A 23,627-nucleotide genomic window follows, 5' to 3' on the forward strand; every position below is an offset into this window, starting at 1 on the left:
TTACCTTTGAACGGCATGATCGTTGATGCAGATCAGGATCGTGCCGTCATTGGAAACAATCTTGCTTTTCATATGTAACAATTGCTAGGCGGATGGCCGTCGGCGCTTTAGGCGGTGCATATGGCAATCGGCAAAACCACTTCGGCATCGTCCTTCTTCACGCGCACGTCCTCTGGATCGATCCTGGGGCTGGCGCTCGGCCTGCTGTTCTTCCTGATCAGCGGCGCGATTTCCTACAGCAATATCCAGAGCCTGCGCGACAGCGACGAAGCGGTGCGGCATACGCATAATGTCTTGATCGCGCTGGATAACCTGTTGTCGGCGACGCAGGATGCCGAAACCGGGCAGCGCGGTTTCCTGCTGACCGGCAGCCGCGCCTATCTGGAACCCTATAACGAAGCGGTGAACGCCCTGAATGAACGGATGCGCACCGTTAACACACTGACACGCGACAATCCGGCGCAGCAGGCGAACCTCATCACCTTGAAACGTCATGTCGATGCGAAGCTGGCCGAACTGCGCGAAACGGTGGATCTGCGCCGGACGCAGGGGCTGGCCGCCGCGATGGCGATGGTGACGAGCGATCGCGGCAAGCTGGAAATGGACGCTATCCGCGCGCAGCTGAACGGCATGGCGCAGGAAGAATTGCGCCTGCGCGCGATCCGCCTGGACGATATGGCGGCCGCGTCGCGCACCGCCATCACCAGCAGCATCGTGTCCGGCCTGATCGGCGCGGCGCTGACCATCGCGGTGTTCCTGCTGATGCGTATGACGGCGCGGGCGCGGGCGCGCCAGCAATGGCTGCAATCCGGGCTGATCGGCCTGTCCGGCGCCATGCGGGGTGAAAAATCGGTCGAGGAACTGGGTGAATCCATCCTCTTCTTCCTGTCTGGCTATGTCGGGTTTCAGGGGGGCGCGCTGTTCAAGGGTGAAGGCGGCCGGTTCCAGCGCGCAGCAACGCTGGGTGTGCCCGCCGACGCGGAACTTCCATCCGGCTTTCTGATCAAGGACGGGTTGCTGGGGCAGGTCGCGGCGCAGGGGGAGGCGCTGCTGCTCAGCGATGTGCCCGACAGCTATCTGACCATCGGGTCGGCGCTGGGCCGGGACCGGCCCCGCCATCTGTTGATCATCCCCGCCAAGGCGGACGAGGTGGTCAATGCCGTCATCGAACTGGGCTTCTTCCAGCCGGTCGATGCGACGACGCTGGAATTGCTGGAACAGGCCGCGCCCGCGATCGGCGTCGCGCTGCGGTCCGCCCGCTTCCGCGCCCGGCTTCAGGACGCGCTGGAGGAAACCCAGCGTCAGGCGGGCGAGTTGCAGGCGCAGAGCGAGGAACTGCGCGTATCCAACGAGGAACTGGAGGAACAGGGCCGGGCGCTGAAGGAATCGCAGGTCCGTCTGGAACAGCAGCAGGTCGAACTGGAACAGACCAACAGCCAGTTGGAGGAACAGGCCCAGACGCTGGAAAACCAGCGCGACGCACTGGAACGCAGCGCCGCCAATCTGGTGGTCAAGGCGCGCGAACTGGAACAGGCCAGCCAGTATAAATCCGATTTCCTGGCCAATATGTCGCACGAACTGCGCACCCCGCTCAATTCGCTGCTGATCCTGTCGAAACTGCTGGGGGACAATGGCGAGGGCAATCTGACGCCCGATCAGGTGAAGTTCGCGCGGACCATCGAATCGTCGGGCAATGATCTGCTGACGCTGATCAACGACATTCTCGACCTGTCGAAGATCGAGGCCGGGCATATCCAGATCCAGCCCGAAACCGTTCCGGTCCAGCGTCTGGTCGGCGACCTGCGCCAGCTGTTCCAGCCGGTCGCGCAAACGCGCGGGCTGGATTTCGACGTGACGGTGGCGGCCGATTGCCCCCGCGCGGTCGAAACGGACCGCATGCGGATCGAACAGATCATCAAGAACCTGCTGTCCAACGCGTTCAAGTTCACGGAAGAGGGCGGCGTGACGCTTGCCCTGTCGCGGGTCGGCGACGATCGCATTGCGCTGGCCGTGCGGGACACCGGCATCGGCATGTCGGCCGAACAGCAGGCCCGTATTTTCGAGGCCTTCCATCAGGCCGACGGCACGATCAGCCGCCGTTACGGCGGCACCGGCCTTGGCCTTTCCATCTCGCGCCAGCTGGCCCGCCTGCTGGGCGGCGGCATCGCGCTGGAAAGCGAGCCGGGCAAGGGCAGCATCTTCACTTTGACCGTGCCGATCGTCTATGACGCGGCGACCATTCTGCCCGCCGAAGCCGCGCCCGCCGCGCCTGCGTCGGTCATGCCCGCGTCGATCGCACCCGCCCCGGTCCCCGCGCGCAGCACCGCCGCGCCCGAATGGATCACGGAGGACGACCGCGCCACCCTGACCGAAGGCCGCCGCCTGCTGCTGGTGATCGAGGATGACGAGGTATTCGCCTCCATCGTTCGCGACCTGTCGCGCGACATGGGGTTCCAGTGCATCATTGCGGGCACGGCGGAGGAAGCGGTGCGCCTGGCCCGCGAATATATGCCCAGCGCCGTCGTGCTCGACCTTGGCCTGCCCGACCAGTCGGGCCTGACCGTGCTCGACCGCCTGAAGCATGACGATGCGACCCGGCACATCCCGATCCATGTCGTGTCCGCGTCCGACCATAGTCAGGCGGCGCTGTCGCTGGGCGCGGTCGGCTATCTGGTGAAGCCGGTGAAGCGCGAACAGCTGGCGCAAGTGCTCAAGAGCCTTCAGGACAAGCTCGCCACCCGCGTGCGCCGCGTGCTGATCGTGGAGGACGACCCGGTGCAGCGCGACGCGGTGGGCAAGCTGCTGCTCACCGACGATGTCGAAACGGTGGGCGTCGGCACGGCGGCGGAATGTCTGGAACAGCTGCGCCAGCAGACGTTCGACTGCATGGTGCTGGACCTGACGCTGCCCGACACATCGGGGTTCAAACTGCTGGAAACGTTGAGCGAGGAGGGCGACCATGGTTTCCCGCCGGTCATCGTCTATACCGGCCACGACCTGTCGCCCGACGATGAACAGCGCCTGCGCCGCTATTCCAGTTCGATCATCATCAAGGGCGCGAAGTCGCCCGAACGGCTGCTCGACGAAGTGTCGCTGTTCCTGCACCAGATCGTGTCCGAACTGCCGCCCGAACAGCGCCGGATGATCCAGAAGGCGCGAAACCGCGACGCCGCGCTGGAGGGGCGCCGGATCCTGATCGTCGAAGATGACGTCCGCAACGTCTATTCGCTGACCAGCGTGCTGGAACCGCGCGGCGCCGCGGTCCAGATCGCCCGCAACGGGCAGGAGGCGCTGGACGCGCTTGCGGCATCGGCGGACGATCCGGCAAAGGCGATCGACCTGATCCTGATGGACGTGATGATGCCGGTGATGGACGGCCTGACCGCCACGCGCGCGATCCGGAACGATCCGCGCTGGTCTGCGTTGCCGGTGCTCATGCTGACGGCAAAGGCTATGCCGGACGACCAGCAACGCTGTCTGGAAGCGGGGGCGAATGATTATATGGCCAAGCCGATCGACGTCGACAAATTGCTGTCGCTGGTGCGGGTATGGATGCCGCGATAGTGCAGGACGGGCCAGCGCAGGACAGGGTGGAGGACATCGAAATCCAGCTGCTGCTGGAGGCGCTGTATCAGCGTTATCATTATGATTTCCGCCATTATGCCCGCGCGTCGATCAAGCGGCGGCTGGTACAGGCGCGCAGCCAGCTGGGCTTTGCCAGCTTTTCCGCGATGCAGGACCGGTTGCTGCACGATCCCGCGACCCTGCCGCGCCTGCTCAATTACCTGACCGTGCAGGTCAGCGAGATGTTTCGCGATCCATCCTATTACCGCGCCCTGCGGGAAAAGGTGATCCCGCACCTGCGCACCTATCCCTCGCTCAAGGTGTGGGTGGCCGGGTGCAGCCATGGTGAGGAACTTTATTCCCTGTCTATCCTGTTCCGGGAGGAAGGGCTGGACCAGCGCACGCTCTTCTATGCGACGGACATCAACCCCGATGCGCTGCGCGCGGCGGAAAGCGGCGTCTATCCGCTCGACCAGATCCGCAAATTCACCGAAAATCACCAGAAATCAGGCGCGCGATCATCGCTGTCCGACTATTATCGCGCCGATTATGGCCGCGCGGTGTTCGACAAGACATTGCGGTCGCAAGTGGTCTTTTCCGATCATAGTCTGGTGACCGATGCGGTCTTTGCGGAAATGCACCTCATTTCCTGCCGCAACGTGCTCATCTATTTCGACCGCGACCTTCAGGATCGCGCGCTCGGTCTGTTTCGCGACTCTCTGGCGCGCAAGGGCTTCCTTGGCCTTGGGTCGAAGGAAAGCCTGCGCTTTTCCAGTCAGGCGCCCGCCTTCGCCGATTTCGTGCGGGAAGAAAAAATCTATCAGAGGCAGGACGCATGAGCGATCCCGCCATGCAGGATTCCACTCTTCACGGGCCTGCCGTTCGGGCCATCGCCATCGGCGCGTCGGCAGGGGCGGTGCAGGTGCTTCTGCGCCTGTTGCCCGCTTTGCCCGGCGATTTTCCGCTGCCGCTGCTGATCGTCGTGCATGTGCCGCCCGATCGCGACAATGCGCTGGTGGCGCTGTTCCAGTCCCGCTGCGCGCTGCCGGTCAAGGAAGCGGAGGACAAGGAAGCGATTGCGGCGGGCACCATCTATTTCGCGCCGTCCGACTATCATCTGTTGGTGGAGGGCGACCATAGCCTGTCCCTGTCATCCGACGAGCCGGTCCATCACAGCCGCCCGGCGATCGACGTGCTGCTGGAAAGCGCCGCCGATGCCTATGGCCCGGCGCTGGCCGCGATCATGCTGACCGGCGCCAATCAGGATGGCGCGGCGGGCCTGGCCGCCGTGGCGCGGGCGGGCGGCATCGCCGTGGTGCAGGATCCTGCGGGCGCGCAGGTGCCGACCATGCCGGAAGCGGCGCTGGCCGCCTGTCCCTCCGCGATCATAATGACGCTTGACGACATCATCCCTTATCTCCTTACACTGGCGGCAAAATGACAAGCGAAACGCCCCCCATCACCTGCCTGCTGGTTGACGACCTGGAGGAAAATCTGCTCGCGCTTGAAGCCTTGCTGCGCCGCGACGGCCTGCAATGTCTGAAAGCCCGGTCGGGTGAAGAAGCGCTGGAGCTGTTGCTGGTGCATGATGTCGCACTGGCGCTGCTCGACGTGCAGATGCCGGGCATGGACGGTTTCGAACTGGCCGAATTCATGCGCGGCAACGAACGCGCGCGCCACATCCCGATCATCTTCGTGACGGCGGGCAGCGCCGACATGCAGCGGCGCTTTCGCGGTTATGAAGCAGGCGCGGTCGACTTCATCCAGAAACCGATAGAGGCCGACATATTGCGGTCGAAGGCCGCCGTCTTCTTCGACCTGTATGATCAGCGGCGTCAGATCATGGCGCAGCGGGATGAACTGGCCGCCGCTGCCGCCGCGCTGCGCACCGCCGACCGGCGCAAGAATGAATTTCTGGCGATATTGGGCCATGAACTGCGCAATCCCATTGCGGCGCTGGGCGCTGGCCTGCACCTGCTCGAACGGCGGGAGGGGACGGACGCTGCGCGCGACATTCGCGTCGGCATGGAACGCTATGTCCAACATCTCTCCCGACTGGTGGAGGATATTCTGGACATCGCGCGCATTGATCAGGGCAAGATTTTGCTGAAGAAGGACCGGGTCAGCCTTCAGGACGTGCTCGCCTTTGCCGTGGACGCCTGTCAGGTGGCGATCGAGCGGGGACAGCACCGGCTGACGCTCGACATCACGTCCGAACCGGTCTGGCTCGACGCCGATTATGCCCGCGTGGCGCAGATCGTCAGCAATCTGCTCAACAATGCGGCGAAATATACGCCCGCTGGCGGCGAAATCCGCCTGACCACGACGGTCGTGGACGGCTGGGTCGAAATCGATGTCGCCGATACCGGGGTCGGCATTGCGCCCGACATGCAGGCCCGTATTTTCGATCTGTTCGCGCAGGTGAAGGGCGCCAATGGCGATCGTCAGGACGGTCTGGGCATCGGGCTGGCGCTGGTGCGGCAACTGGTCGCGCTGCATGGCGGGGCGTTGCGGCTCAAGCATAGCGTGCCGGGCGAAGGCAGCGTCTTTCAGGTGCGGCTTCCCATGGTCGAAGCGATGGTGGCCTGATCGGATTGCGCGTGCCGCCGAAGCGGTCGCCTGACGGCATCGATCGGCCTGCGTTTCAGGGTTGCAACGGCCTGTCGTGGGCGGCGGTATTAGCCTCGCCTGCGCGTGGCACCCGCATCGATGACATCCGTGATCCGGGCGCGATCCGGGCCGGGATGCTGCCCTTCACTGTCCTACAAAGAAAGGCGGGTGCTATTGGAAAAGTCGCCAAGCCTCCCAAAGCCCAGGCGACATCATATTTCCGACATTTGTTATGAAATGTCGGATTCAGCGGGAAATGTGCGAAGTTAAGCGAGGACAGGCCCGCAGAAAAATGCCGGTCGACCAATCCGACCGACCGGCATGAAGGCCTATTTCCGCTGCGCGGCGGTCGTGTCGCGGGCCGCGCGGAATTCGCTGTCCGCCGACCAGTTGGGCCAGACATGGCTGTCGGCGATGCGGCGGCCGCTATTGTAGAGCAGGGTCATGTCGCCGACCCAGCTGCTCTTGTCCCAATCGTCGCTATATTCGTCGGCGGGCTGGTGATATTTGTCGCGGGTATAGGCGTCCTGCAATGCCTTGCCCCGTTCCGCGCCGCCATTCACCAGTTCGCGCCCTGCGCTGAAAGAGATGGCGGGCACGCCGCGCTTGGCCATCGGGAAATGATCGGACCGGTAGAAACTGCCCGCTTCGGGCCGCGCGTCCGGCGTATAATGGCGGCCCATCTTGCCGGCTTCTTCCGTCAGCACGGTCAGCAGGTCCAGCTTCGCCGCGCCCGAAATGCTGAAATTGCTGGTCTTTTCCATGCCGAACGGGCCATCCATGTTGATCATGCCCGCCGTCGTGCCCAGTGGCCGCAACGGATTGTCGGCATAATATTCGGTGCCCAGCAGGCCTTTCTCTTCCGCCGTCACCGCCAGGAACAGCACGGTGCGTTCGGGCTTTGGCCCCTTGGCATAGGCGCGCGCCAGTTCCAGCAGAGCGGCGGTGCCCGACGCATTATCCTTTGCGCCATTATAGATGGTGTCGCCCTTCGCATCGGGCAGGCCGATGCCCAGATGGTCCCAATGCGCGGAATAGATCACCGTTTCGTCGGGATATTTGTTGCCCGTGATCATCCCCGCCACATTGTGCGATGTGATGATTTCCGACTTCACCGCATAATCGGCGCTCATCGTGGCTTTCAGCGGAATGGGCTTGAAATCCTTCCTGCGCGCGGCCGCCTTGGCCGCTTCGAAATCGACACCGGACGCCGCCAGCATCCTAGCCGCGACATCCTTTTGCACCCATCCTTCCATCTGGGTATGCGCGGCCTTGGGATCGGCGCGGACGATGTCGAACATGGTGTTGGTGTTGCTGTTCTTGACCGTGGCCCAGCCATAGGATGCCGGTTCGCTCTCATGCACCACCAGCACACCCGCTGCGCCCTGCCGCGCCGCTTCCTCATATTTATAGGTCCAGCGACCATAATAGGTCATCAGCTTGCCGCCGAAATCGCCTTCGCCGCCTTCGAAATCGGGGTCGTTGACCAGCACGACCATGATCTTGCCCTTCAGGTCCACGCCCTTGAAATCGTCCCAGCCGCGTTCCGGCGCCTTCACGCCATAGCCCACGAAGACCAGCGGCAGATCGGCGAACTTCACCGACGACTGGCCGGTTTCCGCCGCGCGGATCGCGACTTCATTGCCCTGTGCCAGCGTCTGCGAAGTGCCGCCGATGGTCATCGACAGGGTCGGCGTGCCGGTGATGTTCGACATGCGCAGCGGCACATCCTGGAACCAGCTGCCTTTCGGCCCGGCGGGCTTCAGGCCCGCGGCCTTCATCTGCCCCGAAATATAGTCGATCGTCTTCGTTTCGGCGCGGGTCGCGGGGCCGCGCCCTTCATATTCGTCGCTCGCCAGCGTCTTGATGTCATGGGCAATGCGCGCCACGTCGAAGGACGGCGGCGCCGCCACGGCCATGGCGGATGTGGAAAGCAGCCCGGCGATCAGAAACGGGCGGAACGACGATAAAGACGGCAGCATAATCAACTCCTTGGCCGCAGGGCCTCTGCGGTGATTCGGGATCATGCCGATTGGTCGCCTGATGTCGATCCTTTCGTTCCGCCTTTCCTTTACATCATTTCATCGTCGGGATGACGAAGCTCTGATCGACCACCGCGCCGCCGCTGGGCCAGCGCTGGGTGATCTTCTTGGTGCGGGTGTAAAAGCGCACGCCATCTTCGCCATATTGGTCAAGGTCGCCAAAGCCCGACCGCTTCCATCCGCCAAAGCTGTGATAGGCGACCGGCACCGGGATCGGCACGTTGATGCCGACCATGCCGACTTCCACCTGCGCCGCGAAGCGCCGGGCATAATCGCCATTGCGGGTGAAGATGGCCACGCCGTTGCCATATTGATGTTTGCTGGGATAGCTCAGGGCCTCCTCGAACGTCTCTGCGCGCAATATCTGAAGCACCGGGCCGAAAATTTCGTCCTGATAGCTTTTCATGGTCGGCGTCACCCGGTCGATCAGCGTAGGGGCGAGGTAGAAGCCATCTTCATAGCCCTGAAGCTGGAACCCGCGCCCGTCCACGACGATTTCCGCGCCTTCATCAGCGGCCATCTGGATATAGCTTTCCACCCGCGCCTTGTGCTGCCCCGTGACCAGCGGGCCATATTGCGCCTGTGGATCGGTGGGGATGCCGGGGCGCAGCGTTTCGATGGCGGCGATCAGCTTGGCGCGGAACGCCTCCGCCGTGGCTTCGCCGACTGGCGTCACGACCGGCAACGCCATGCAGCGTTCGCCCGCAGAGCCATAGGCCGCGCCGACAATGTCGGCGACCGCCTGATCCATGTCGGCGTCGGGCAGAATGATGCCATGATTTTTGGCCCCGCCCATGCACTGGGCGCGCTTTCCGCTGGCGGCGGCGCGTTGATACACATAGTTGGCGATGTCGGACGATCCGACGAAGCTGACCGCCTTGATGTCCGGATGGTCGAGGATCGCGTCGACAATCTCCTTGTCGCCATGGACGACGTTCAATATGCCTTCGGGCAGGCCCGCCTCCAGCGCCAGTTCGGCAAGCCGCACCGGCACCGACGGATCGCGTTCGGAAGGTTTGAGGATGAAGGCGTTGCCGCAGGCGATGGCCATCGCGCTCATCCACAGGGGGATCATCGCGGGGAAGTTGAACGGGGTAATGCCCGCGACGATGCCCAGCGGCTGACGCAGCGAATAGACGTCGATGCCCGGCCCCGCGCCCTGCGTATAATCGCCCTTGAGCAGATGCGGGATGCCGCAGGCGAATTCCACGACCTCCAGTCCCCGCTGGATGTCGCCGCGCGCGTCGGCAATCACCTTGCCATGTTCGGATGACAATAGCCGCGCCATATCCTCCAGATTGGCTTCGATCAGTTCCTTGAAACGAAACAGGATGCGGGCGCGGCGCTGGGGATTGGTCGCGGCCCATTCGGGCTGGGCGGAACGCGCCGATTCCATGGCGGCTTCAAGGTCCGTCGGCGTCGCCAGATCGACCCGCGCCTGCACGGTGCCGGTGGACGGGTCCAGCACGTCGGCCAAGCGAGCGCCCGCAAAGGACGCGCTTTTCCCATGGATGAAATGGCTGATCGAACGCATGATCCGGTTCCTCTCCTGCTATGCGATGCCGCCATTGTAGGCGGTCCGGCTTTGCGGATATACAGGGGCATCGACACAATGGTTGTGCAAATTCGCCTATGCTGAATTCCGAAGAGCTGCGCCTGTTCCTGGCGGTGATACGCGAAGGCAATATGCTGGCGGCGGCAAAGCGGGTAGGGGTGGACCACAGCACGGTCGCGCGGCGCATGACGCAGATGGAACGGACGCTGGGCGCGCGCCTGTTTGACCGGTCGCCGCGCGGCGTCACGCCCACGCCCGCCGCCCATGCGCTGGTCGGCTACGCCGAACGGATCGAAAGCGAATTGCTGGCGGCGATGAGCAGCGTTGCCGGACGGGATCGCACGGTGGAAGGGACAGTGCGCCTTGCCGCGCCCGAAGCCTGCGCCGCGCATCTGATCGCGCCCCATGTTGCGATGTTGCGCGCCCGTCATCCCGGCCTGACGCTGGAACTGGCGTCGGAAAGCCGCGCCGCAAGCCTGTCCCGCCGGGAAGCGGACATCGCCATCATGCTCAATCCGCCGCCGCGCGGCCGACTGGTGACGCGCAGGCTGGTCGATTATCGCATCGGCCTCTATGGCGCGCGCGATTATCTGGTGCAGGCGGGGGAACCGCGCCGCGCGGCCGATCTCGCCCGGCACGGCTATATTTCCTATATCGAGGATCTGGCCGGTTTCCCCGAAATGATCGCGCTGGACGAATTGCTGCCCGGTGCCGACATCTGTTTCCGCGCCAGTTCCAGCGCGGCCCAGCATGTCGCCGTCGCGGCGGGCATGGGGCTGGGCATGCTGCATGTCTTTGCGGCGGCGCAGGATGATCGGCTGGTCCGGCTGTTGCCGGACGCGATGACGGTGCAGCGCAGCTACTGGCTGGTGATGCACGCCGATTTGGAAGGCTTGCCCAGAGTGCGCGCCGTCGTCGATTTTCTGGACGATGTGATGCGCGGCCTGCGCGACCAGCTTTGACGGGTCAAAGCCCGGCGACGATGTCCAGCACGCGCTGCGCATGTTCGGGGCGGCAGATCAGCAGGTCGGGCAGATAGACGTCTTGTCTGTTATAGACCAGCGGCGACCCGTCGATGCGCGAACAGTGCAGGCCATGGGCCAGCGCCACCGCGACCGGGGCCATGCTGTCCCATTCATATTGCCCGCCCGAATGGAGGTAGATGTCCGCCTGTCCCAGGATGATCGCCATCGCCTTTGCCCCGGCGGAGCCCATCGGCACCAGTTCCGCGTCGATCGCTTCAGCCACCGCCACGGCTTCCTTGGCCGGGCGGGTGCGGCTGACGACCATGCGCAGCTGCTCGGGCGCGGGCGGCAGCGGCAGGGGATCGTCCGACCGCAGCACCACGCCGCCGTTCAGCCCCGGCAGCGCCACAGCGCCGATCGCCGGGCGTCCGTTGATCGTCAGCCCGACATGTACCGCCCAGTCGGCGCGTTCCTCGCCATATTCGCGGGTGCCATCGACCGGATCGACGATCCAGACGCGGCTTTTGGAAAGGCGTTCCGCATTGTCCTTTTCCTCTTCGGACAACAGGCCGTCGTCGGGCCGCTGTTCGCGCAGGGCGTGGCACAGGAACTGGTTGGCGGTCTGGTCCCCCGCCTTGCCCAGCGCCTTGGGACTAAACAGGGCGGATGCGCGCACGTCGAGCAGCAGGCGACCCGCTATTTCCGCAAGATAGGCGGCCAGCGTCGCGTCGGACAGAGATCCCGTCATGGGATCAGTCGGGCGACGATGGCGTCGGCGGCTTCTTCTGCCGTCACGACCGCCGTGTCGATACGGATTTCCGGGTCTTCGGGCGCTTCATAGGGGCTGTCGATGCCGGTGAAGTTCTTGAGCTGTCCCGACCGCGCTTTCTTGTAGAGGCCTTTGACGTCGCGAGCCTCCGCATCGGCGAGCGAGGTGTCGATATGCACTTCGATAAATTCGCCCGGCTGCATCATCGCGCGCACCATGTCGCGCTCGGCGCGGAAGGGCGATATGAAGGCGGTGATGACGATCAGCCCCGCGTCGGTCATCAGCTTCGCCACTTCGCCGACGCGGCGGATATTTTCCACCCGGTCGGCGTCGGTGAAGCCCAGATCCTTGTTCAGGCCGTGGCGCACATTGTCCCCGTCCAGCAGGAAAGTGTGGCGGTTCATGCGCGCCAGCTTCTTTTCCACCAGATTGGCGATGGTCGATTTGCCCGCGCCCGACAGCCCGGTGAACCACAGCACGGCGGGCTTCTGGTTCTTGAGCGCGGCATGGCTGTCCCGGCCGACATCGGTCGCCTGCCAATGGACGTTCTGCGCGCGGCGCAGGCTGAAATGCAGCATTCCTGCGGCAACGGTGGCATTGGTGATCTTGTCGATCAGGATGAACCCGCCGAGCGTCCGATTGGCGGCATAGGGTTCGAACACGATCTGCCTGTCGGTGGACAGGTTGGCGACGCCTATGGCGTTCAGTTCCAGCGTGCGCGCCGCCAGATGCTCCATCGTGTTGACGTTGACCTGATATTTGGGCTGCTGGATCGTGGCGGTCACCATCTGCGTGCCGATCTTCAGCCAATAGGACCGGCCCGGCAGCATCTCCTCATCCGCCATCCAGACGAGAGTGGATTCGAACTGGTCGGCGGCCTGCGGCGGATTGTCGGACGCCGCGATCACATCGCCGCGCGAACAGTCGACTTCATCCGCAAAGCACAGCGTGACCGACTGGCCGGCGACGGCCTGATCCAGATCGCCGTCCAGAGTCACGATGCGGGTGATGGTGCTGGTCTTGCCCGAAGGCAGCACGCGCACGGTGTCACCCGGCTTCACGCTACCCGTCGCGATCTGGCCGGAAAAGCCCCGGAAATCCAGATTGGGGCGATTGACCCACTGCACCGCCATGCGGAACGGTTTGTCCGCGTCGGTGGCCGCATTGACCTCCACTGTCTCCAGATGTTCGATCAGTGCCGGGCCGCGATACCATGGCGTATTTTCGGACGGACCAGTGATATTGTCGCCCTTGAAACCCGAAATCGGCATGGCGACGAAATGTTCGATGCCGATCGACCGGGCGAATACCGTATAATCGGCGACGATCTTGTCGAATACCGCCTCATCATAGCCGACCAGATCCATCTTGTTCACGGCCAGCACGATGTTGCGGATGCCGATCAGGTGGGCGAGGTAGCTGTGACGCCGCGTCTGGGTCAATATACCCTTGCGCGCGTCGATCAGGATGACGGCGAGGTCGGCGGTAGACGCGCCCGTCACCATGTTGCGGGTATATTGTTCGTGACCGGGGGTGTCGGCAACGATGAACTTGCGCTTTTCGGTGTTGAAGAAGCGATAGGCGACGTCGATGGTGATGCCCTGTTCGCGCTCGGCGGCAAGGCCATCGACCAGCAGGGCGAAGTCGATGTCCTGACCCTGCGTGCCGACCTTCTTGCTGTCCGCCTCCAGCGCGGCCAGCTGATCCTCGAAGATCATCTTGCTGTCATAGAGCAGCCGCCCGATCAGCGTCGACTTGCCGTCATCCACCGACCCGCAGGTGATGAAGCGCAGCATCGTCTTATGCTCATGCACTTTGAGATACTGGTCGATGTCCTGCGCGATCAGGGCGTCGGTCTTGTAAATCGGTTCGGCGATGATGTCGGTCATGTCTTAATCCCGTCATCCCAGCGTAGGCTGGGATCGCTTTGATTCTGGGGGAAGGCGTGCCGGATGGCACAAGGCCCCGACCTGCACCGGGGCTGACGCTTCGGAACGCTTCGCATTCCGTGGCGCGTCAGAAATAACCTTCCTGCTTCTTCTTCTCCATGCCCGCGCCGCCGGCATCCTTGTCGATGGCGCGGCCCTGCCGTTCGGATGTGGTGGTCAGCAGCGTTTCCTGAATGACTTCGGGCAATGTCTTTGCCGTGCTTTCGACGGCGCCGGTCAGTGGATAGCAGCCCAATGTGCGGAAACGGATCGACCGCATCACCGGTTCTTCGCCCGGTTGCAGCGGGAAACGATCGTCATCGACCATCAGCAACATGCCGTCGCGCTCCACCGTCGGCCGTTCCGCCGCGAAATAGAGCGGCACGATCGGCACATCGTTCAGATGGATATATTGCCAGATGTCGAGTTCGGTCCAGTTGCTGATCGGGAAGACGCGGATGCTCTCCCCCTTATTCTTGCGGGCGTTGTAGAGGTTCCACAATTCGGGCCGCTGGTTCTTGGGATCCCAGCCGTGCGATGCGGTGCGGAAGGAGAAGATGCGTTCCTTCGCCCGGCTCTTTTCCTCGTCGCGCCGCGCGCCGCCGAAGGCCGCGTCGAAGCCGTGGAGATTGAGCGCCTGCTTCAGCCCCTCGGTCTTCCACATGTCGGTGTGCAGCGCGCCATGATCGAACGGATTGATGCCGCGTTCCGCCGCTTCGGGGTTCTGATAGACCAGCAATTCCATGCCGCTTTCGCGCGCCATGCGATCGCGCAGCTTATACATTTCCTGGAATTTCCAGGTCGTGTCGACATGCAGCAGCGGGAAGGGCGGGGGCGAGGGGTAGAAAGCCTTGCGCGCCAGATGCAGCATCACGGCGCTGTCCTTGCCGACGGAATAGAGCATGACCGGCTTTTCCGCTTCGGCCACCACTTCGCGCAGGATGTGGATGCTTTCGGCCTCCAGCCGTTCCAGATGGGTCAGGGTTTTTGCGTCCACCTTCAAACCTCGTAAACTTCGCGTCAGTGACGATGGCATATCCGGCCGGTCACGGAGCATCCCATATGAGAGCATGTTGGGGATCGCAATGCGACTGCGCCCGCCGCCGCTGGCAGGTTCGCCCGGCGGGCGGTGTCGATGGTCGTCCGGCCATGGTTTTGCGGGACGGCTGCGGATGGGGTGGCGGGGCATTTCATCGGCCCGTCGCCCGCGATAGGATAGGCGATCATCGTCCCGTCGGATATGATATTTTCCGATATAATTGTTTAATAACAATCATATGGTTTTGAGTGTGCTCGCCTCTGCCGAGGTCGCCTCTGACAAGGTTCAGCGACATGAGGGGTAGCCGGATCGCGCCGGACATGGATGGCCGCGGTCATGGCTGGACGAAGAACTTCTACCCCCAGAGATAGAAGATTTGCGCGCCGAAAGAGGCCGTCGGGATGGGGTGCGGGGGATCGGCTAGCAGTCGGACAGGCAGCGCTCTATCTCGGTCAGCAGCGGGGGCATGTCGCCCAGCAGATGTTCGCCATCCACGGTCGCGGCCCAGCCGATCGTCCGTTCGATCGTGAAGCCCGACAAGAGCGGCCGCACGACGCCGGGCGCATCATAGCATAAGGGCATGACCGTCAGGCCAAGGCCCGCGCCCACCATGGCCATGACCCGTTCGTCATTGGTGGAGCGCAGCGCGAAATGCGGCCGCACGCCGCGTTCGGTGAAGAAGCGGCTGGTTTCCGACAGCGCTTCGCAATGGCGGCGCACGATCATCACATCCTGCGCCAGCCGTTCCGGTGCGATGGCGCTTTCGCCCGCCAGAGGGTGCGCCGCCGACAGGGCCAGCCCATAGCCTTCGGTCATCACCGGCCGTTCCATGAAACGATCCGCCCCGCGACCGACCAGCGTCAGGGCGATGTCGATGCGTCCTTTGGCCAGATGGCTGGTCAGTTCCCGTTCGCTGCCGAACAGCAGTTCGAACCGGCAATCGCGGGTCGGCCGGGTCCGGGCGATGCAGTCGGCGATGATGGCGGCCGGAATGCTGGACAACACGCCCAGGCGCAGATTGGGCTGGTCGCCATGCCCGCCCACCATGGATTGCAGGGCGTTGTTGAATTCCCGCTCGATCCGCCGGGCATGGACCAGAAAGCGCGCGCCCGCGTCGGTCAGTTCCACCCTCTGGCTGGAGCGCACGAACAGCGGGCTGCCGATCGTGCGTTCCAGTTTCGCGACGCCGACCGACAAAGTGGGTTGCGACACGTTGCAATGCGCCGCCGCGCGCGAAAAATTGCCCTGATCCACTACCGCCAGAAAATAGCGCAGCAGATAGCGGTCCAGCATCGTTCCGTCGCTCCACTCGCTCCGCCCACCGGAACATAGATGTCATCTATACTGTCTTTAGCGAAACTTCAATTTTCCGGCGGCAGGCCGCTGGGTTAGAAGAAGCGCAGGAAGAGGATAGCTGATGAGCGAATTTGATTTTGCGCTCGGCGAACATGCCGACATGATCCGCGAAAGCGCCAGCCGCTTCGCGACGGACCGGATTGCGCCGCTGGCAGCGGAAATCGATGCAAAGGATTGGTTTCCGCGCGAATTATGGCCCGAAATGGGTGCGCTGGGCCTGCACGGCATCACCGTGGAGGAGGAATTTGGCGGCCTTGGCCTCGGCTATCTGGAACATGTCGTCGCGCAGGAGGAAGTGGCGCGGGCGTCAGCCTCCATCGGCCTTAGCTATGGCGCGCATTCCAACCTGTGCGTCAACCAGATCCGCCGCTGGGCCAGCCCCGCGCAAAAGGCGAAATATCTGCCCCCGCTGATTTCCGGCGACCATATCGGGTCGCTCGCCATGTCGGAAGCGGGAGCCGGGTCGGACGTCGTGTCAATGAAGTTGAAGGCGGAAAAGAAGGGCGACCGCTATATCCTGAACGGCACGAAATACTGGATTACCAACGCGGCCTATGCCGACACGCTGGTCGTCTATGCCAAGACGGGAGAGGGATCGCGCGGGATCACGACCTTCATCATCGAAAAGGACATGAAGGGGTTTTCCATCGGGCAGAAGATCGAAAAGGTCGGGATGCGCGGATCGCCCACCGCCGAACTGGTGTTCGACGATTGCGAAGTGCCCGAAGACAATATCATGGGGCCGCTGAACGGCGGCGTGGGCATATTGATGTCGGGGCTGGATTATGAACGCACGGTATTGGCGGGCATCCAGCTGGGCATCATGCAGGCGTGCCTGGACGTCGTGCTGCCCTATGTCCGGGAACGCAAACAGTTCGGGAAGCCGATCGGCGCATTCCAGCTGATGCAGGCGAAGATCGCCGACATGTATGTCGCGCTCAATTCGGCGCGGGCCTATGTCTATGCGGTGGCGCGGGCGTGCGATGCGGGGCGGACGACGCGGTTCGACGCGGCGGGCGCGATCCTGCTGGCGTCGGAAAATGCGGTGAAGGTCGCGCTGGAGGCGGTACAGGCGCTGGGCGGTGCGGGCTATACGAAGGACTGGCCGGTGGAACGCTTCATGCGCGACGCCAAGTTGCTGGATATTGGCGCGGGCACCAATGAAGTGCGCCGGATGCTGATCGGGCGGGAGCTGGTCGGCGCATGAGCGGTCCCATCCTCGACAGCAAGGTCTTTGCCGACAGTGCGGAGTTTCGCGCCAATGCCGCGCATAATCGCGCGCTGGCGCAGGAATTGCGCGCAAAGGTCGCCACCGCCGCGAAGGGCGGTTCGGACAGCGCACGGGACAAGCATGTCGCGCGCGGCAAGCTGTTGCCACGCGACCGGGTGGAGCGGCTGCTGGACCCCGGTTCGCCCTTTCTGGAGGTGGGGCAGCTGGCGGCGAACGGCCTGTATGGCGACGAGGTGCCGGGCGCCGGGATCATCGCGGGGATCGGGCGCGTGTCGGGGCGTCAGGTGATGATCGCGTGCAACGACGCCACGGTGAAGGGCGGCACCTACTTCCCGATGAGCGTGAAGAAGCATCTGCGCGCGCAGGAAATCGCGGCGGAAAACCGGCTGCCCTGCATCTATCTGGTCGACAGCGGCGGCGCGAACCTGCCCAATCAGGCGGAGGTGTTCCCCGACCGCGACCATTTCGGCCGCATCTTTTTCAATCAGGCGAATATGAGCGCGCAGGGCATTCCCCAGATCGCCTGCGTCATGGGCAGCTGTACCGCAGGCGGCGCCTATGTGCCCGCCATGTCGGACGAAAGCGTCATCGTGCGCAATCAGGGCACGATCTTCCTGGCCGGGCCACCGCTGGTGCAGGCGGCGACGGGGGAGGTCATCAGTGCGGAGAATCTGGGTGGCGGCGACCTGCACGGGCGCAAGTCCGGCGTGGTGGATCATGTCGCAGACAGCGACGATCATGCGCTGACCATCGTGCGCGACATCGTGTCCACCATGCAGCCCGATCGGACGCCAGACCTGAACCTGCGCGCGGCGGTGCCGCCCAGATATGACCCGGCCGATCTGTATGGCATCATCCCGCAGGATGTCCGTGCGCCCTATGACGTGCGCGAAATTATCGCCCGCATCGTCGATGGCAGCGAGTTTCATGAGTTCAAGGCGCTGTACGGCACGACTTTGGTGTGCGGATTTGCCCATATCCATGGCATGCCGGTCGCCATATTGGCCAATAATGGCGTGCTGTTCAGTGAAAGCGCGGTCAAGGGCGCGCATTTCATCGAATTGGCCTGTCAGCGGCGCATCCCCCTGTTGTTCCTTCAAAATATCTCCGGCTTCATGGTCGGCGGCCGTTATGAGGCGGAGGGGATTGCCAAGAATGGCGCAAAGCTGGTGACCGCCGTCGCCACGGCGCAGGTGCCCAAGATCACCGTGCTGATCGGCGGCAGTTTCGGCGCGGGCAATTATGGCATGTGCGGGCGTGCCTATGGCCCGCGTTTCCTGTTCAGCTGGCCCAACAGCGGCATTTGGGTGTTGGGCGGGGAACAGGCGGCAAGCGTGCTGGCGACAGTCCATCGCGACGCGGCCAGCTGGTCGTCGGTGCAGGCCGAGGCGTTCAAGGCACCGATCCGCCAGAAATATGAGGAGGAAGGCAATCCCTATCATGCAACCGCGCGGTTGTGGGACGATGGGATCATCGATCCGGCGCAGACCCGCGACGTGCTAGGGCTGGCCTTTGCCGCAACGCTGAACGCGCCGGTGCCCGACCGCGCGCAGTTCGGCATATTCAGGATGTGACGGCCATGTTCCAATCGCTGCTTATCGCCAATCGCGGCGAAATCGCCTGCCGCGTCATCCGCACCGCGCGGCGGATGGGTATCCGCACCGTCGCGGTCTATTCCGATGCGGACGCCAATGCCCTGCATGTGCGGCAGGCGGATGCGGCCGTGCATATCGGCCCGTCGCCGGTGCGCGAATCCTATCTGCTGGGCGATCGCATCATCGCCGCCGCGCTGGAAAGCGGGGCGCAGGCGATCCACCCCGGCTATGGCTTCCTGTCCGAAAATGCCGAATTTGCACAGGCGGTGATGGATGCCGGACTGATCTGGGTCGGGGCGGATCCGGCCCGCAGAATGGCCAGGGGCCGGAAGGATGCGGCCAAGGCGCTTATGGCCAGGGCCGGCGTGCCGGTCACGCCGGGCTATCTGGGGGAGGATCAGTCGCCAGACCATCTGCGCGCGCAGGCGGACCTGATCGGCTATCCCGTGCTGATCAAGGCGGTCGCGGGCGGCGGCGGCAAGGGGATGCGGCTGGTCGAGGCGTCGGCCGATTTCCCCGACGCGCTGGCATCCTGCCAGCGGGAGGCGGCATCCTCCTTTGGCAATGATCATGTGCTGATCGAAAAATTCATCCAGCGGCCGCGCCATATCGAAGTGCAGGTGTTCGGCGACAGATATGGGGGCCTCGTCCACCTGTTCGAACGCGACTGTTCCCTGCAACGCCGTCATCAGAAGGTGATAGAGGAAGCGCCCGCGCCCGGCATGGATGTGGATACGCGCGCGGCGCTGTGCGACGCGGCGGTGCGGGCGGCGAAAGCGGTGGACTATGTCGGCGCCGGCACGATCGAATTCATCGCCGACGCCAGCGACGGGCTGCGCGCCGATCGCATCTGGTTCATGGAAATGAACACGCGGCTTCAGGTCGAACATCCCGTGACGGAAGCGATCACCGGCGTCGATCTGGTCGAATGGCAGTTGCGCGTAGCCGCCGGGGAAGCGTTGCCGATGCGGCAGGCCGACCTGTCGATCCATGGCTGGGCGATGGAAGCGCGCCTCTATGCCGAAGACCCGGCCAAGGGGTTCTTGCCCAGCATCGGACGGCTGGACAGGTTCAGTCTGGGTACGGGTGACGCGCATTGCCGCATCGATACTGGCGTGGAGCAGGGCGCGGAGATTTCGCCCTTTTACGATCCGATGATCGCCAAGGTGATCACCCATGGTCCCGATCGCGACACTGCCCGCCAGCGTCTGGCCGATGCGCTGGATGGCAGCAGCATCTGGCCGCTGCGGACCAATGCGGGATTTCTGGTCAGGGCGCTGCGTCATCCCGATTTCGCTGCCGGACAGGTCGATACCGGCCTGATCGCGCGCGAAGGCGATGCGTTGATGCCGCCGACCGAACCGACCGCCAATGTGCTGGCCATGGCTGCGGGCAGGCTGTCGCATGGCGGCCCGGTCGCCGGGTTCCGTCTGAACGGGCCGGTCAGGACGCAGGCGACATTTCTGCTGGACGGCGCGCCGATCGATGTGTCGTTCGATCCGCGCGGGGCGATCATGGGGGATGCAGGCGCGGAAACGCTGGTCGGGGAAGGGGGGCAGACATGGCGTCTGTCGCGATTCCGTGCCGATGGCGCGACCGGTGCGGCGGCATCGGACGGCGCGATAGTGTCGCCCATGCCCGGTCGCATCATCGCGGTCGCGGTCGCGGCGGGTGACATGGTGACGAAGGGGCAGAAGCTGCTGACACTGGAAGCGATGAAGATGGAGCATAGCCTGATCGCGCCGTTCGACGGCCATATCGCTGCACTGAACGCGGTGGAAGGCGGTCAGGTCAGCGAAGGCGCGTTATTGGTGAAGATCGACGCGGACGAGCGCTGAACCTGTATAAACCTGTTGAAAGAAGGGACCATATTCATGGCAGGGCGATTTTTCGATCAGTGGCAGGTCGGCGACCGGATCGAACATGACATCCGCCGTACCGTGACGGAAACGGACAATCTGCTGTTCACCGTCATGACCCATAATAGCCAGCCGCTGCATCTGGATGCGGAGGCGGCGAAGGCATCGGAGTTCGGCCAGATCCTCGTCAACGGCACTTTCACCTTCGCGCTGATGATCGGCCTGTCGGTGACGGATACGACACTGGGCACGCTGGTCGCCAATCTGGGTTACGACAAGCTGGTGCATCCCCGGCCGGTCGCGATCGGCGATACGATGCGGGCGGTGACGCAGGTGGCGGAGCTGAAGGCGTCCAAGTCCCGCCCCCATGCCGGGATCGTCACCTTTTCCCACGAACTGCTGAACCAGCGGGATGAGGTGGTGTGTCAATGCCTGCGCATGGCGTTGCTGAAGACATCCGCATGACGGCGCTGCGATCGCTGTTGTTCGTGCCCGCCGACCGGCCGGAACGCTTTGCCAAGGCGGCGGCCAGCGGCGCGGACGCCATCATCCTCGACTTGGAGGATTCGGTGGCGTTCGATCGCAAGCAGGCGGGACGGGACGCCGTGGCGCAATGGCTGGCCGGGGATAGGGACGTACCGACCTTCGTGCGGGTCAATCCGCTGGACGGGGGCATGACGCAGGCCGATCTGGCGGCGGCGTTGCCGGGCAGGCCGGATGGGATCATGCTGCCCAAGGCGGAGGGCGCGGCCAGCATCGATGCGTTGATTGCCATGATGGACGGGGCGTCCATTCCGATCATGCCGATCGCGACGGAAACGCCCGCGGCCATATTTCAGCTGGGCAGCTATGCATCGGTCGCCGGTCATCTGGCGGGATTGACCTGGGGGGCGGAGGATCTGCCCGCCGCCATCGGTGCGCTGACATCCAGAGAAGAGGATGGGCGCTATACACCACCCTATGAAATGGTCCGGTCCTTGACCCTGTTTGCCGCCCATGCGGCGCGCACCCCGGCGATCGAAACCGTCTATCCCCATGTCGACGATGCGGACGGGCTTGCCGCCTATGTCGCGCGCGCGAAACGGGACGGGTTCGTCGGTATGATGGCCATCCATCCGCGTCAGATCGACATCATCCATCAGGGCTTCATGCCCAGTGCCGCCGAAATCGCCCGTGCCCGCGCGATCGTGGAAGCCTTTGCCGCCAGTCCGGGCGCAGGGGCGCTCATGCTGAACGGGCATATGATCGACCGGCCCCATCTGGTGCAGGCGCAACGCATATTGGATCGGGCGGGGTAAGGCGCCCCTTTCATCCGGTTTGTCTTTTGGCTTCCCGCACGATGCGAACCGTCCCCTGTTCGGGATGACTTCAACATGCCTTAACGCCGCTGCGTCTCCAGCCGGGCCGCCACGAAATCCATGAATGCGCGGGCGCGCGCAGGGGGACGCCGGGCGAAGGCATGCAGGAAATGCAGCGGAATGCTGGCCAGCGGGCATTGCGGCAGGACTTCCTCCAGATCCCCGGATGCAAGATGATCGGCCACGACGGGGTAGAGCAGTTGCGCGATGCCAGCGCCCTTCAGCGCGCCACGCAGCATGACCATGCCATTGTCGACATCCAGATGCCCTTCCGGCGTTACGACGGTGCCGTCGGCAAAATGGATGGGATAGGGGCGATGGCCCGACAGATAACGGATGTGACGATGCGCCATCAGGTCCGCCGGTCGTTCCGGCCGACCCGCGCCATTTAGGTAGCCGGGCGAGGCGACCAGACAGATCGTCGCGTCGCCCAGCGGACGGCCCGTCAGTGCACTGTCGGGCAGGATACCGGCACGCAGGGCAAGGTCGAACCCCTCCGCAATCAGATCGGCATGACGGTCGCCGATACTGGCCTGAATGCGCAGTTCGGGATGGCGGGGCAGGAAATCCATCAGGATCGCGTCCATCAGCGGCAGCCCCAATACGCTGGGCAGGGTGATGCGCAGCGTGCCCCGGATCGCGCCGTCGGGAGCCAGCACTTCGTCCGCATCCTCCAGATCGCGCAGCAGGGGAGCGATCCGGTCGAAATAGGCCTGCCCTTCCTCCGTCAGCGACAGGTTGCGGGTCGAACGCTGGAACAGACGGGTTTCCAGCCTCTGTTCCAGACGCGCGATGCTGCGCGACACGGCCGACGGCGTGGTGCCCAGCGCCCGCGCTCCGCCCGAAAATGAACCGGCCTCGACCGATTTCACAAATGCCAGCAGTCCCTGCGTGCGGTCCATCGATTTGTGCCTTTTGGGAATAAGTGAATGCGCCTTTGCGCGTCTAACATGACAAAGTCGCAACGCATATCTGGCGTCCGATAACAGGAGTGCCAGATTATGAACATGCTTTCGAACAAGGTCGCCATCGTTACCGGCGGCAATAGCGGCATCGGCTATGCAGCAGCGGAGGCGCTGATCGCGCAGGGGGCCGATGTGGTGATCGTGGGGCGTCGGCAGGATGCCGTGGGCGCGGCGGTCGAGGCGCTGGGCGAGCGCGCGCACGGGCTGGTCGGCGACGTTGCGGACATCGCGACGCATGATCGGGTGGCCGAATTTGTGAAGGGGCGTTTCGGCGGCGCGGATATCTATGTCGCCAACGCCGGGGTAAATGTGATCAAACCGACGCAGGCCGTCACGATCTCGGATTATGACTCGCAATTCGGCATCAACGCGCGCGGCGTCTTCTTTGGCGTGCAGAAGATCGCGCCGGTCCTGCGCGACGGCGCCAGCATCATCCTGACCAGCTCGATCGCCAGCCAAAAGGTGCTGGAGGGGCATGCCGTCTATGCCGGTGCGAAAGCGGCGATCGAGGCCTTTGCGCGTAGCTGGGCACTGGAAATGAAGGATCGCCGGATCCGCGTGAATATCGTCAGCCCCGGTCCCGTCGATACCCCGATCCTGGGCAAGCTGGGCGTGCCGGACGATGCGCGCGAAGGGTTCGAAGCGCATCTGGCAAAGACCATTCCGCTCGGCCGGATGGGCAAGGCGGACGAACTGGGTCGGGCGATCCTGTTCCTGGCGTCCGACCAGTCGAGCTTCATCACCGGCGCCAACCTGCCCGTCGATGGTGGCATTTCGCTGATCTGACCGCA

Annotated in this window: 18 protein-coding genes; 11 read left to right on the top strand and 7 right to left on the bottom strand. The window is 63.8% G+C overall.

Annotated features, from left to right (window positions below):
* The first annotated feature begins 120 nt into the window (after positions 1-120).
* Genes ACOJSJ_RS07420 through ACOJSJ_RS07435 form a run of 4 tightly spaced genes read left to right on the top strand, consistent with a single transcriptional unit; the run spans position 121 to position 6,153 of the window.
* Positions 121-3,564 (top strand): response regulator, encoded by a 3,444-nt coding sequence (locus ACOJSJ_RS07420; protein WP_420144346.1) that lies wholly within the window; start codon positions 121-123, stop codon positions 3,562-3,564.
* On the top strand, positions 3,549-4,403 hold the full coding sequence (locus tag ACOJSJ_RS07425) for a CheR family methyltransferase (RefSeq protein ID WP_420144347.1): 855 nt from the start codon (positions 3,549-3,551) through the stop codon (positions 4,401-4,403). The genes ACOJSJ_RS07420 and ACOJSJ_RS07425 overlap by 16 nt, the downstream gene beginning before the upstream one ends.
* On the top strand, positions 4,400-5,005 hold the full coding sequence (locus ACOJSJ_RS07430) for a chemotaxis protein CheB (RefSeq protein ID WP_420144348.1): 606 nt from the start codon (positions 4,400-4,402) through the stop codon (positions 5,003-5,005). The genes ACOJSJ_RS07425 and ACOJSJ_RS07430 overlap by 4 nt, the downstream gene beginning before the upstream one ends.
* Complete coding sequence (locus tag ACOJSJ_RS07435; protein WP_420144349.1) at positions 5,002-6,153, top strand: hybrid sensor histidine kinase/response regulator; 1,152 nt, start codon at positions 5,002-5,004, stop codon at positions 6,151-6,153. Before ACOJSJ_RS07430 ends, ACOJSJ_RS07435 begins: the two co-directional genes overlap by 4 nt.
* Positions 6,154-6,503: 350 nt before the next feature.
* Here the strand turns inward: ACOJSJ_RS07435 and ACOJSJ_RS07440 are convergent, their stop codons facing one another.
* Both ACOJSJ_RS07440 and ACOJSJ_RS07445 read right to left on the bottom strand, forming a co-directional pair.
* Positions 6,504-8,156 (bottom strand): M28 family metallopeptidase, encoded by a 1,653-nt coding sequence (locus ACOJSJ_RS07440; protein WP_420144350.1) that lies wholly within the window; start codon positions 8,154-8,156, stop codon positions 6,504-6,506.
* Between the two features lie 94 nt (positions 8,157-8,250).
* Entirely contained in the window at positions 8,251-9,750 is a 1,500-nt protein-coding gene (locus tag ACOJSJ_RS07445; RefSeq protein ID WP_420144351.1) for a CoA-acylating methylmalonate-semialdehyde dehydrogenase, read from the bottom strand.
* A 98-nt stretch (positions 9,751-9,848) separates the two neighbouring features.
* On the opposite strand from ACOJSJ_RS07445, the gene ACOJSJ_RS07450 reads away from it, so the two are divergent.
* A complete protein-coding gene (locus ACOJSJ_RS07450) occupies positions 9,849-10,733 on the top strand; it encodes a LysR family transcriptional regulator (protein WP_420144352.1) in 885 nt (294 codons plus the stop codon).
* Positions 10,734-10,737: 4 nt separating this feature from the next.
* Here the strand turns inward: ACOJSJ_RS07450 and ACOJSJ_RS07455 are convergent, their stop codons facing one another.
* The 4 genes from ACOJSJ_RS07455 to ACOJSJ_RS07470 all read right to left on the bottom strand — a co-directional run bounded on the left by ACOJSJ_RS07455 (position 10,738) and on the right by ACOJSJ_RS07470 (position 15,765).
* The gene (locus ACOJSJ_RS07455; protein WP_420144353.1) at positions 10,738-11,484 is read right to left on the bottom strand and encodes a 3'(2'),5'-bisphosphate nucleotidase CysQ; all 747 of its coding nucleotides are present in this window, start codon (positions 11,482-11,484) and stop codon (positions 10,738-10,740) included.
* Positions 11,481-13,394 carry a sulfate adenylyltransferase subunit CysN gene (gene cysN / locus ACOJSJ_RS07460; RefSeq protein ID WP_420144354.1) on the bottom strand — a complete coding sequence of 638 codons (1,914 nt, stop codon included), beginning with the start codon at positions 13,392-13,394 and terminating at the stop codon, positions 11,481-11,483. Before cysN ends, ACOJSJ_RS07455 begins: the two co-directional genes overlap by 4 nt.
* 127 nt (positions 13,395-13,521) lie before the next feature.
* Positions 13,522-14,469: a sulfate adenylyltransferase subunit CysD gene (cysD, locus tag ACOJSJ_RS07465; protein WP_420144355.1), complete on the bottom strand. Its 948-nt coding sequence runs from the start codon at positions 14,467-14,469 to the stop codon at positions 13,522-13,524.
* 423 nt (positions 14,470-14,892) lie between these two features.
* Positions 14,893-15,765, bottom strand: a complete 873-nt coding sequence (locus ACOJSJ_RS07470) for a LysR family transcriptional regulator (RefSeq protein ID WP_420144356.1) — start codon at positions 15,763-15,765, stop codon at positions 14,893-14,895.
* Between the two features lie 124 nt (positions 15,766-15,889).
* Here ACOJSJ_RS07470 and ACOJSJ_RS07475 point away from each other — a divergent pair, with 124 nt between their 5' ends.
* Genes ACOJSJ_RS07475 through ACOJSJ_RS07495 form a run of 5 tightly spaced genes read left to right on the top strand, consistent with a single transcriptional unit; the run spans position 15,890 to position 21,811 of the window.
* Positions 15,890-17,035, top strand: a complete 1,146-nt coding sequence (locus ACOJSJ_RS07475) for an isovaleryl-CoA dehydrogenase (RefSeq protein WP_420144357.1) — start codon at positions 15,890-15,892, stop codon at positions 17,033-17,035.
* Positions 17,032-18,633, top strand: coding sequence for a carboxyl transferase domain-containing protein (locus tag ACOJSJ_RS07480; protein ID WP_420144358.1), 1,602 nt, complete (start codon positions 17,032-17,034; stop codon positions 18,631-18,633). Before ACOJSJ_RS07475 ends, ACOJSJ_RS07480 begins: the two co-directional genes overlap by 4 nt.
* A gap of 5 nt (positions 18,634-18,638) precedes the next feature.
* Positions 18,639-20,492 carry an acetyl/propionyl/methylcrotonyl-CoA carboxylase subunit alpha gene (locus ACOJSJ_RS07485; RefSeq protein ID WP_420144359.1) on the top strand — a complete coding sequence of 618 codons (1,854 nt, stop codon included), beginning with the start codon at positions 18,639-18,641 and terminating at the stop codon, positions 20,490-20,492.
* Positions 20,493-20,528: 36 nt separating this feature from the next.
* Positions 20,529-20,978 (top strand): MaoC family dehydratase, encoded by a 450-nt coding sequence (locus tag ACOJSJ_RS07490; RefSeq protein WP_420144360.1) that lies wholly within the window; start codon positions 20,529-20,531, stop codon positions 20,976-20,978.
* The gene (locus ACOJSJ_RS07495; protein WP_420144361.1) at positions 20,975-21,811 is read left to right on the top strand and encodes an HpcH/HpaI aldolase/citrate lyase family protein; all 837 of its coding nucleotides are present in this window, start codon (positions 20,975-20,977) and stop codon (positions 21,809-21,811) included. The genes ACOJSJ_RS07490 and ACOJSJ_RS07495 overlap by 4 nt, the downstream gene beginning before the upstream one ends.
* Positions 21,812-21,891: 80 nt before the next feature.
* On the opposite strand, the gene ACOJSJ_RS07500 is transcribed toward ACOJSJ_RS07495, so the two are convergent.
* Positions 21,892-22,773 (bottom strand): LysR substrate-binding domain-containing protein, encoded by an 882-nt coding sequence (locus ACOJSJ_RS07500; protein WP_420144362.1) that lies wholly within the window; start codon positions 22,771-22,773, stop codon positions 21,892-21,894.
* Positions 22,774-22,872: 99 nt separating this feature from the next.
* Here ACOJSJ_RS07500 and ACOJSJ_RS07505 point away from each other — a divergent pair, with 99 nt between their 5' ends.
* Positions 22,873-23,622 carry an SDR family NAD(P)-dependent oxidoreductase gene (locus ACOJSJ_RS07505; protein WP_420144363.1) on the top strand — a complete coding sequence of 250 codons (750 nt, stop codon included), beginning with the start codon at positions 22,873-22,875 and terminating at the stop codon, positions 23,620-23,622.
* The last annotated feature ends 5 nt before the right edge of the window (positions 23,623-23,627 follow it).

The organism is Sphingobium sp., from assembly GCF_048594625.1.
Lineage (GTDB): Bacteria > Pseudomonadota > Alphaproteobacteria > Sphingomonadales > Sphingomonadaceae > Sphingobium.

Bases quoted from the DNA above. Each gene is read 5' to 3' on its own strand.
- ACOJSJ_RS07420 (WP_420144346.1), top strand. From the start codon at position 121: ATGGCAATCGGCAAAACCACTTCGGCATCGTCCTTCTTCACGCGCACG.
- ACOJSJ_RS07425 (WP_420144347.1), top strand. From the start codon at position 3,549: ATGGATGCCGCGATAGTGCAGGACGGGCCAGCGCAGGACAGGGTGGAG.
- ACOJSJ_RS07430 (WP_420144348.1), top strand. From the start codon at position 4,400: ATGAGCGATCCCGCCATGCAGGATTCCACTCTTCACGGGCCTGCCGTT.
- ACOJSJ_RS07435 (WP_420144349.1), top strand. From the start codon at position 5,002: ATGACAAGCGAAACGCCCCCCATCACCTGCCTGCTGGTTGACGACCTG.
- ACOJSJ_RS07440 (WP_420144350.1), bottom strand. From the start codon at position 8,156: ATGCTGCCGTCTTTATCGTCGTTCCGCCCGTTTCTGATCGCCGGGCTG.
- ACOJSJ_RS07445 (WP_420144351.1), bottom strand. From the start codon at position 9,750: ATGCGTTCGATCAGCCATTTCATCCATGGGAAAAGCGCGTCCTTTGCG.
- ACOJSJ_RS07450 (WP_420144352.1), top strand. From the start codon at position 9,849: ATGCTGAATTCCGAAGAGCTGCGCCTGTTCCTGGCGGTGATACGCGAA.
- ACOJSJ_RS07455 (WP_420144353.1), bottom strand. From the start codon at position 11,484: ATGACGGGATCTCTGTCCGACGCGACGCTGGCCGCCTATCTTGCGGAA.
- cysN (WP_420144354.1), bottom strand. From the start codon at position 13,394: ATGACCGACATCATCGCCGAACCGATTTACAAGACCGACGCCCTGATC.
- cysD (WP_420144355.1), bottom strand. From the start codon at position 14,469: ATGCCATCGTCACTGACGCGAAGTTTACGAGGTTTGAAGGTGGACGCA.
- ACOJSJ_RS07470 (WP_420144356.1), bottom strand. From the start codon at position 15,765: ATGCTGGACCGCTATCTGCTGCGCTATTTTCTGGCGGTAGTGGATCAG.
- ACOJSJ_RS07475 (WP_420144357.1), top strand. From the start codon at position 15,890: ATGAGCGAATTTGATTTTGCGCTCGGCGAACATGCCGACATGATCCGC.
- ACOJSJ_RS07480 (WP_420144358.1), top strand. From the start codon at position 17,032: ATGAGCGGTCCCATCCTCGACAGCAAGGTCTTTGCCGACAGTGCGGAG.
- ACOJSJ_RS07485 (WP_420144359.1), top strand. From the start codon at position 18,639: ATGTTCCAATCGCTGCTTATCGCCAATCGCGGCGAAATCGCCTGCCGC.
- ACOJSJ_RS07490 (WP_420144360.1), top strand. From the start codon at position 20,529: ATGGCAGGGCGATTTTTCGATCAGTGGCAGGTCGGCGACCGGATCGAA.
- ACOJSJ_RS07495 (WP_420144361.1), top strand. From the start codon at position 20,975: ATGACGGCGCTGCGATCGCTGTTGTTCGTGCCCGCCGACCGGCCGGAA.
- ACOJSJ_RS07500 (WP_420144362.1), bottom strand. From the start codon at position 22,773: ATGGACCGCACGCAGGGACTGCTGGCATTTGTGAAATCGGTCGAGGCC.
- ACOJSJ_RS07505 (WP_420144363.1), top strand. From the start codon at position 22,873: ATGAACATGCTTTCGAACAAGGTCGCCATCGTTACCGGCGGCAATAGC.